Source organism: Clostridium acetireducens DSM 10703, assembly GCF_001758365.1.
GTDB lineage: Bacteria > Bacillota > Clostridia > Clostridiales > Clostridiaceae > Clostridium_C > Clostridium_C acetireducens.
The window spans coordinates 68,629-77,748 of record NZ_LZFO01000009.1 but is presented as its reverse complement, the minus strand read 5'-3'; the positions used below and the strand labels follow the sequence as shown (position 1 = coordinate 77,748).

General features: G+C 28.0%; 6 protein-coding genes. 1 reads left to right on the top strand and 5 read right to left on the bottom strand.

What is annotated here, in order from left to right:
• Nucleotides 1-343: 343 nt before the first annotated feature.
• The 3 genes from CLOACE_RS04395 to CLOACE_RS04385 form a co-directional block, all read right to left on the bottom strand.
• Complete coding sequence (locus CLOACE_RS04395; protein ID WP_070109835.1) at nt 344-559, bottom strand: hypothetical protein; 216 nt, start codon at nt 557-559, stop codon at nt 344-346.
• Nucleotides 560-713: 154 nt separating this feature from the next.
• Nucleotides 714-2,459 carry an ABC transporter ATP-binding protein gene (locus tag CLOACE_RS04390; RefSeq protein WP_070109834.1) on the bottom strand — a complete coding sequence of 582 codons (1,746 nt, stop codon included), beginning with the start codon at nt 2,457-2,459 and terminating at the stop codon, nt 714-716.
• Nucleotides 2,452-4,242, bottom strand: coding sequence for an ABC transporter ATP-binding protein (locus CLOACE_RS04385; protein WP_070109833.1), 1,791 nt, complete (start codon nt 4,240-4,242; stop codon nt 2,452-2,454). Before CLOACE_RS04385 ends, CLOACE_RS04390 begins: the two co-directional genes overlap by 8 nt.
• Before the next feature lie 791 nt (nt 4,243-5,033).
• On the opposite strand from CLOACE_RS04385, the gene CLOACE_RS04380 reads away from it, so the two are divergent.
• Nucleotides 5,034-6,470, top strand: coding sequence for an alanine/glycine:cation symporter family protein (locus CLOACE_RS04380; RefSeq protein WP_070109832.1), 1,437 nt, complete (start codon nt 5,034-5,036; stop codon nt 6,468-6,470).
• 54 nt (nt 6,471-6,524) lie between these two features.
• On the opposite strand, the gene CLOACE_RS04375 is transcribed toward CLOACE_RS04380, so the two are convergent.
• A complete protein-coding gene (locus tag CLOACE_RS04375) occupies nt 6,525-7,652 on the bottom strand; it encodes a ComEC/Rec2 family competence protein (protein ID WP_070109831.1) in 1,128 nt (375 codons plus the stop codon).
• Nucleotides 7,653-7,725: 73 nt separating this feature from the next.
• Complete coding sequence (locus tag CLOACE_RS04370; protein WP_242866395.1) at nt 7,726-8,940, bottom strand: Y-family DNA polymerase; 1,215 nt, start codon at nt 8,938-8,940, stop codon at nt 7,726-7,728.
• Nucleotides 8,941-9,120: the final 180 nt, after the last annotated feature.

The window sequence follows — 9,120 nt, the reverse complement described above, 5'->3', positions numbered from 1 at the left end:
ATAAAGATAATATACTCTCAATAAAATCATTAGTTGCTTAATCTATAGTTTGTTTTTTAAAAATTTAATATTTATAACTTAAGGTCAGTATTTAATTTTTTAAACTATTAGTTTTGCAATCAACTATCATTATAATTCATAAATTCTACAATTAAACTGTAAAACCTTCCAAATTTTCAAATTAAATTTTACATATTATTTATTAGCAAAAATAATAGATAACTTAAATTAATATACTCTCTTTATAGTAAACAGTTTCTATCAAGAGAATACTCAAAGCCACAACTATCCTTAAATAACTTTATAATTTTTCACAAAATCTTAATACATCTATTAAAATTCCTCATCTATCTTTTTCTTTACCCATATATTGTTTTACATAAAAAGTAAATTCTCCAGCAACTACTCCATATACATTTTTAACAGTAAAAAAATCATAAGGTATGTTCTCTGCAATAACTGGACAATTTAAATAATCTACTAAATATTGAACTATCCTTATATCTATATGGTTATTATATATAACTATATTTTTTACTTTTCCGTTTATCATGCACATGCTATATATTTACCAATATAGTATGTAATTTACTAATAAAACAGTATTTTGTTGTAACGTATTAAATTAATACATTGAATTTTGTTATTTCTTTGAAATTACTTAACTCAGTAAAAAAACAAATCCTGTACCCACAAGGTACAGGACTCCACCCCTACAATGACCACTCCATACTTTCATTTTGTATTTCCACCATATGACGATACAATCCCTTTTGTTTTAATAACTCCTCTGGTTTTCCCTGCTCTGAAACATATCCATCCGCTAAAACTACAATTTTATCTGCATTGGCTACTGTTCTCATTCTATGAGCGATAATTAATACTGTTTTATTCTTTACGAGTTCTGTTAAAGCAGTTTGAATTTGTGTTTCATTTTCTACATCTAGTGAGGCTGTTGCTTCATCTAATAGTATTATTGGGGCATCTTTTAAAATCGCTCTGGCTATAGAAATACGTTGACGTTCTCCTCCTGATAGTATTGAGCCATTTTCTCCAATTACTGTGTCGTATCCTTTAGGCATTTTTAATATAAAATCATCACACATTGCTATTTTAGCAGCTTGTCTTACCTCTTTATCTGTAGCATCTTGTTTTCCTAAGCGAATATTTTCCATAACTGTGCCATTAAATAATGTAACATCTTGAAAAACAATAGCATAGTTTTTTAATAGTGCTTCTGGATCTATTGAGGTTATGTCTTTTCCCCCTAATGTTATTTTGCCGGAATTTACATCCCAAAAACGTGCTGCTAATTTTGCTGCTGTACTTTTTCCTCCACCTGAAGGTCCAACAAGTGCTGTTACTTCTCCTTGTTTTGCTACAAAAGATACATCTTTTAATACAGGTTCATTGCTATTATAGGAAAATGCCACATGATCAAATTTAATATCATATCCATTAGTATTGTAATCCTTAGCACCAGTTTGAACTGATTGAGATTCTATTTTTTGCATTCTCTTAGTAGGAATTTCAACACTAAATACTTCTGCAATGTTAGCTAATGTTCCTGACAATGGATCGTATAATCTAGATGCAGTAATTAAAAATATAAAATAAGTTAGCAAATCAGTTTGTCCTTGTATTAATAATCTACTTCCTACTAGCACCACAGAAGCTAATCCTAATCTTAAAATTGCTTGAGAACTTGTTACACAAGCTCCTAAAATCAATTCTGAATTAATTTGAGCTTTTTCCGCTTCATCTAATTTTTTATCTAATCCTTTTATATAACCATCCTCCATATTGCAAGCTTTTATATCTTGAATAGTTTCAAGACATTCTTGTATGCCTTCTGCACAAGCTCTTTTTGCTTTATAATGTTTAAGTCCCATTTTATTTTGAATACTTTTTGAACCAACAATCATAATTAAAGCTACTGGAACAACCCATAATACAGCAAGTCCCATACGCCAATCCATGCATAATAAACCAATTGTAATAATTGTTGTTGATATAATTGCCCCAATTAATTGAGGAATAGCATGTGAAAAAGCATGTTCTAAAGCAGTGCAGTCTCCCATAATTGTATTAGTTAAATCTGATAAATCTCTCTTTCCAAAGAAAGATAAAGGTAATTGACGAAGCTTTTCCGCTAAAGTAATTCTCCTAGTAGCACTTTCTGTGTAAGTAGAAATAAATACACTAGAATACTGTAGAATTTGACAACCATATAAAATAGCAAATACTACTATAACCAATAAAACATATTTCATAACATTAGGAGTTGATGAAACATTATTTTTTAAAAGAGGCTGTAATAATTCGTCAAGCATTAAAATGAAAAGTCCAACTGGAAACATCATACTAATATTGCCTAATGCACTGTATAAGCTACCTCTTACTAAATCTTTTGCTCCGCTTTCACTTAATGCAAACTTATCTTGAAGATACTTAAGCATGTTTTGCTTCACCTCCTACTTTCCATGAAATTGATGTTTGATATTCTTGCCACATTTTATTGTATACACCTTTTTGTTTTAGTAATTCTTCATGAGTACCTCTTTCTACAATTTTTCCTTCTTGCATAACTAAAATGCAGTCCACGTCTTTTATAGAAGAAAGTCTATGAGCAATCATTAAAACAGTCTTTCCCTCTGTTAAAGATTTAAAAGCTTTTTGAATTTGATATTCATTCTCAGGATCTGCAAATGCAGTGGCCTCGTCTAATATAACAATTGGAGCATCTTTTAAAATTGCTCTAGCTAAAGCAATTCTTTGTTGTTCTCCTCCTGATAAATAAACTCCTTTGCTTCCAACTAAAGTATCAATTCCTCCAGGCATTTTTTCTAAAATATCATCACATTGAGCTAAATGTGCCGCATGAAGTGCCTCAGCTTTATTTGCATTTGGTCCTGCTGCACAAATATTATCTAATAGACTAGCTTTAAATAATTTTGTGTTTTGAAATACAAAGGCAATTTTATCCATTAAATCTTTTTCCTTAAAATCTCTTACATCTACTCCACCAATTTTAACACTGCCCGCATTAACATCCCAAAATCTTGGTATAAGGCTGGCAACTGTTGTTTTACCTCCTCCAGAACTTCCTACTAAAGCATAAGTTTTTCCTTTAGATACAGTAAAACTTACATTAGAAACAGCTGGTTTTTCATTGCCTGGATAAGTAAATGTAACATTTTCAAAGCATATGCTATTGTCTTGAACTTTTTTATCTAAGTTTCCTTCAGCAAGATTTTCAGCATTTATAACTTCATCTATTCTAGAAATAGCTTCTTTTGCTCCCATAATACTTTCTCCACAATACATTATTTTGTTCATCATAGTTACACATAAAGGGGCAAATAACATATAAAATATAAGGTCTAAAAGAAATGCTTTGTAATTTCCTGCATGTAATATAAACAATACTCCAATAGGTATTAAAAGCAATGATGGTGAATTAATTGTCATAGTAAAGTTAACCATTGGAATACGGCAAGATAAAGCGTAATTTGATGCAAAATCACTGTATTTTGTAATTGATTTATGAAAGTTTTTAAAAGAATATACTGTTTGTTGAAATACTTTTACAACAGGAATACCTCTAACATATTCAACTGCTGCTGTGTTCATTTCCTCTAAAGCATCCATATACTTTTGCATAAATTTAGCATTTTCCTCACCCATCATGCTTTTTAAGAAAACCATGCTAAAGAAAAGTGGAATTATACAAACTAATCCTAATCTCCAATCAAATATAAATAGTACAACTAAAATTGCTATAGGCATAATAAGTGCCCCAGAAAAATCTGCTAATTGGTGAGCTATAAATCCATGGGTTAAACTTGCATTATCATCTATTACTTTTCTAAGCTTTCCACTTGTATTTGAATCAAAATAACCTAATGGAAATTTTACAATTTTATGCATAGATTGCTTACGCATATTTTTTTCTACTCTAAAGCCAGCTAAGTGTGAACATATTAATGCTATAAAATACAAAGCGATACTAATAAGTGCAAATGCTACAGCCATCCAACCATATTTACCTAACTGAGTAGCTTGTGAAACATTTGGAAGTGCCTTTAACACATCCCTAATTACAAACCAAATACAAATAAATGGAGCAATGGAAATTATAGAACTTAATCCTGATAAAATACAAGATAATACAATAAGACTTTTATAATTTCCTGCAAATTCAAATAGTCTATTAATTGATGAATTCTTTTTATCTGTCACTTTCTCCCTCCTAGTTATAGTTACTTAAAAATACTTGTAACTTATTATTTTATATAAATAATTTTCACTTGTTTTGCAAAACAAAACCTCAAATTAGAGTTTACTAATCTGAGGTTTGAAAATGAAGATTAAAATTAACTCCTCCTTTATATTAAGTTATAAAAGCCTTTATTTCTTCTCCATTTAGTCTTGTTTTATCCAATTGGACAAATTCTTTTTATACTTTGAAGGAAGTATTTTAAAAATAAAAAAAATCCAAACAGACAAAATGGGAATATTTGATTTCTATCAAACAATTGAATTTTACGAAGACTACATTATCACATATAATAAGGCAATTGAGGATTCAAGCAAAATTCGATATGACCAATTTTATGCTGTACTAGAATCTAAAGATTATTTCCATTTTTTACACTACTAGGGTAATAATTATATGAAATTTTTCTTTCCAAAAGTTGTATTATTATAAAAATGTAAATTATCTTAATTTTCAGCAATATGACCAATAAAGTTTTCAATGTATAGTTTTTTACTATTATTTCACTAAATTTAATATGAATTTATTAAAAAAACACTACAAATTTTAACACAACACGAATTGACACAGTAATGTCTTTTTTGATATGATAGTGTTTGGGTATAAATAGTATTACATTATGAAATTTTTGATTTTAATAATTTCAATTTTTGAGTTTAAATAATAATAACTTAAAATCAAGTTTATTAAACTCAATGCAATTATCCAAATCTTAAATTTATTTTTATTAAACCATAAGAAGGAGTGAAATACTTTGGATTCATTTTTAAACTTTTTAAATTCCATAGTTTCTAAGTGTAATGATATTCTATGGTCTTATGTACTTATTGCTGTGCTAATTTTAGCTGGTATTTATTTTACAATTAAATCTGGTTTCGTTCAATTTAGATGTATAGGCGAAATGTTTAGGCTTTTAGGAGAAGGTGCTTCAAATTCTAATCTTGAAAAAGAAAAACCTGTATCTTCTTTCCAAGCATTTTGTATGAGTACTGCTTCAAGAGTTGGAACTGGTAATTTAGCTGGTGTGGCTATAGCTATTACCTTAGGAGGACCTGGAGCTGTATTTTGGATGTGGATGCTTGCTTTAATTGGTTCTGCTTCTGGATTTGTAGAAAGTACTTTAGCACAAATTTATAAAATAAAAGATAAGCATGGTTATAGAGGTGGACCTGCTTATTATATGGAAAAAGCTTTACATAAAAGATGGCTTGGAGTCATATTTTCTATTTTAATAACAATTAGTTTTGGTCTTGTTTTCAATTCTGTACAAGCTAATACTATATCCTTTGCTTTTGAAGAAGCTTTTGGTATGAGTAGATTTACTGTAGGAATTATATTAGCTGTAGCTACAGGAATAATAATATTTGGTGGTGTTAAAAGAATAGCTAATGCTACTTCAATTATAGTTCCTGTAATGGCTGTTGCTTACGTTATATTAGCTTTATTTATTACTATTAAAAATATTACAGCTGTTCCACAAGTATTGTCTTTAATATTTAAAAACGCTTTTGGTATTAATCAAGCAGTAGGTGGAGCTATGGGTACTGCCATGCTTATGGGTATAAAGAGAGGTCTTTTCTCCAATGAAGCTGGTATGGGAAGTGCTCCTAATGCTGCAGCAACAGCAGATGTAACTCATCCTGTTAAACAAGGTTTTATACAAGCTTTAGGAGTTTTTACTGATACTATTTTAATATGTAGCTGTACTGCTTTTATAGTTTTACTTTCTGGAGTTTATACAAATACGAATTTAGAAGGAATAAAAGTTACTCAAGCTGCTTTAACTACTCAAGTAGGTTCTTGGGGAAATATTTTTATAGCTGTAGCTATTTTCCTTTTTGCTTTTAGTTCACTTATAGGAAATTACTACTACGGAGAAACAAATATAGAATTTATGAGTAAAAATAAAATATGGCTAATTCTATATAGAGTAGCTGTATGTTTTATGATATTCTTTGGTTGTATAGCTAAAATTCAATTAGTATGGGATATGGCAGATTTATTCATGGGTTCTATGGCTCTTATAAATTTAGTTGCTATATTTAAACTAAATGGTATTGCTTTTGCTGCTTTAAAAGATTATTTAAAACAAAAAAAAGAAGGAAAAGACCCTGTGTTTACAGCTGATGTTATTCCAGGTATAGAAGGTGCTGAATGCTGGGAAAAAAATAATATAAAAGAAGTAGTATAAAATTAAGTATAAATAAAACCCTATGTTTAAATAGGGTTTTATTTATACTTAATTTTATCTTTTAGAAGCTCTAAATCCTGCCTTTTCTGCTTCTTCTGTAGTTTTAAACCAAGCTTCAGCATTGGTTTTATCATAATATTTTCCACCTGGTAAGTGATATATTTTTTCGCCTTTAGAATTTATATTTCCCTTTATTAATCCTTTTCCTTGTGAATCTACATAAGATTTTTCACTGTTTTTAAAATTTTGTTTTGTGGAAGTATTTTCTTTTACTGTATTTTGGTTATTTTTATTAAAAGTTATATCTTTTCCATTAGCTGTAGCAATTATTGTTCCACTTTCATCAGTTCTATAAATTTGTATTCCTTTGCTATTTAATTTACTTAAAGTTTCTTTATGAGGATGTCCATAATCATTCCTCTTACCTAAACTTATAACTGCATATTTAGGATTAACTTTATTTAAAAATTCATTACATGTAGAAGAATGACTTCCATGGTGACCTACTTTAAGTACATCAGAAGAAATATTATATCCCTTTTTTAAAATTTCCTTTTCAGATAAGGCTTCTGCATCTCCTGTAAATAAAAAAGAATTGCTGCCATATTCTACTTTAATCACTATAGAATAATTATTTGTGTTTTCATACTCACCACTATTAGGTGCTAAAACTGTACATTTTGCTTGTCCCAAATTAAAACTTGAACCAGATTTAGCATTAGTTATTTTTAAATTTTTTGCTTTAATAGATTTTATAACATCTCTAAAAGTTTTTGTGTTAGCAGTTTTTTTAGGCATATATACTTTTCCTATATTGAATTTATCAATTACTGCATCCATTCCCCCTATGTGATCTTCATGAGGATGAGTTCCTACTATGTAGTCTAATTTTTCTATATTTTGCTTTTTTAAATAAGATACTACACTATCTGCAGCATCATTTTTCCCTGCATCTATAAGCATAGTAGCATTTCCCTGTTGCAAAAGTATACTATCTCCTTGACCTACATCTATAAAATGTACTTTTAAATCCCCTTCATAATTATTTTTTTCTTCTACTTGAACATTTTCATTTCCACTTACATCTTCAGAAGTTTCACTACTACAACCAAATAGTGTAAAAGAAAACACTATGGCAAAAAACAATACTAATTTTGTAAATATACTTTTTTTATTATGCATAGTACCACCCTAACTTAATATATTTTTATAAAATGCTTCTCCTTTCTCTTTATACATTATAATATATAAATAATCAATCTTTAACATTATTTTTTAAAAGTTCTTCTGCCCTTGTTATAAATTTATCTCCATATTTACTATTTATATTTTCAATAACTTCTTGTATTTTAATGCTTTTTTTAGTGTCTTTGTCCTCAAATAAAGATATTTGATAAACTCTATCTTTAGATAAATTTGATAATGTTATACCTAAAAGCCTTATAGGTTCTTTTTTCCAAGACTCCTGAAATAGCTTGTATGTTACTTTTAATATATCATTAATAGAGTTTGTTGGATTATCTAATTTCTTTTGTTTTGAATAGTTTATAAAATTATTATTTTTTATTGTTACTGATATAGTTTGACAAAAATATTTGCCTTTTAATAATTTAGAAGTTACATTTTCTGCTATAGAATTTAGTATAGTATAAGCTTCTTTTTTTGTGTATATATCCTTAGGAGTAGTTACTGAATTGCTTATACTTTTTACATTTATTTTCCTATTAGCATTTAATTTTGAATTTTCAATTCCATTGGCGTAATTCCATATAAGCACTCCATGTTTTTTAAATTTTTCTCTTATTATTTCTAAATCATAATTAGCTAAGTCACCTATAGTGTATATATTTAATTTATGCAATTTAGGCACTGTAGCTTTTCCTACCATAAATAAATTTTCAATTTTTAAATTCCACATTTTATATTTAATTTCTTCTTTAAACAGCGTGTGAACTTTATCTGGTTTTTTAAAATCCGATGCCATTTTTGCCAGTAATTTATTAGTAGATATACCTATATTAACAGTAAATCCTAATTTAGATTTAATATGATTTCTTATTTTATTAGCTTTTTTTAAAACTTCATTATAGCTTATGTTATTAAATTCCATAAAACATTCATCTATGGAAAACTTTTCTATTAAGCAAGTATATTCTTTTAATATATCCATCATTTTATTACTATAAAATGAATATAAAGAATGATTAGGTGGAACAATTTTTATGTAAGCACATTTTCTCAAAGCAGAAAATACCGGTTCTCCTGTTTTTATACCAAAAGTTTTTGCAGGAATAGATTTTGCAAGCACCACTCCCCTTCTATGCTTAGGGTCTCCCCCAACTATAGAAGGTATTTTCCTTAAATCTATTTTACTGCCTTTATCTAATCTATAAACTGCTTCCCAAGATAAATAAGCGGAATTTACATCTACATGAAAAATAATTTTTTTGAAAATATTTTTATTTTTCAATATAATTCACCCTTTATATTTATTTTAATATAATTATACAAGAACATAAGTTCTTTTGCAAAGAAATAATTAACTTCATTATGGAATTCTAGGTTGTTGAATAAAAAGAGATTTTTATTATAAAAAGAGATTTTTTTCACATTTTAAAGCAAGTATTTAAAAATTATTAATTTTTTAAAT

Excerpts from the sequence above, each read along its gene's own strand:
- CLOACE_RS04375 (WP_070109831.1), bottom strand. The coding sequence starts at position 7,652 with ATGCATAATAAAAAAAGTATATTTACAAAATTAGTATTGTTTTTTGCC.
- CLOACE_RS04395 (WP_070109835.1), bottom strand. The coding sequence starts at position 559 with ATGTGCATGATAAACGGAAAAGTAAAAAATATAGTTATATATAATAAC.
- CLOACE_RS04390 (WP_070109834.1), bottom strand. The coding sequence starts at position 2,459 with ATGCTTAAGTATCTTCAAGATAAGTTTGCATTAAGTGAAAGCGGAGCA.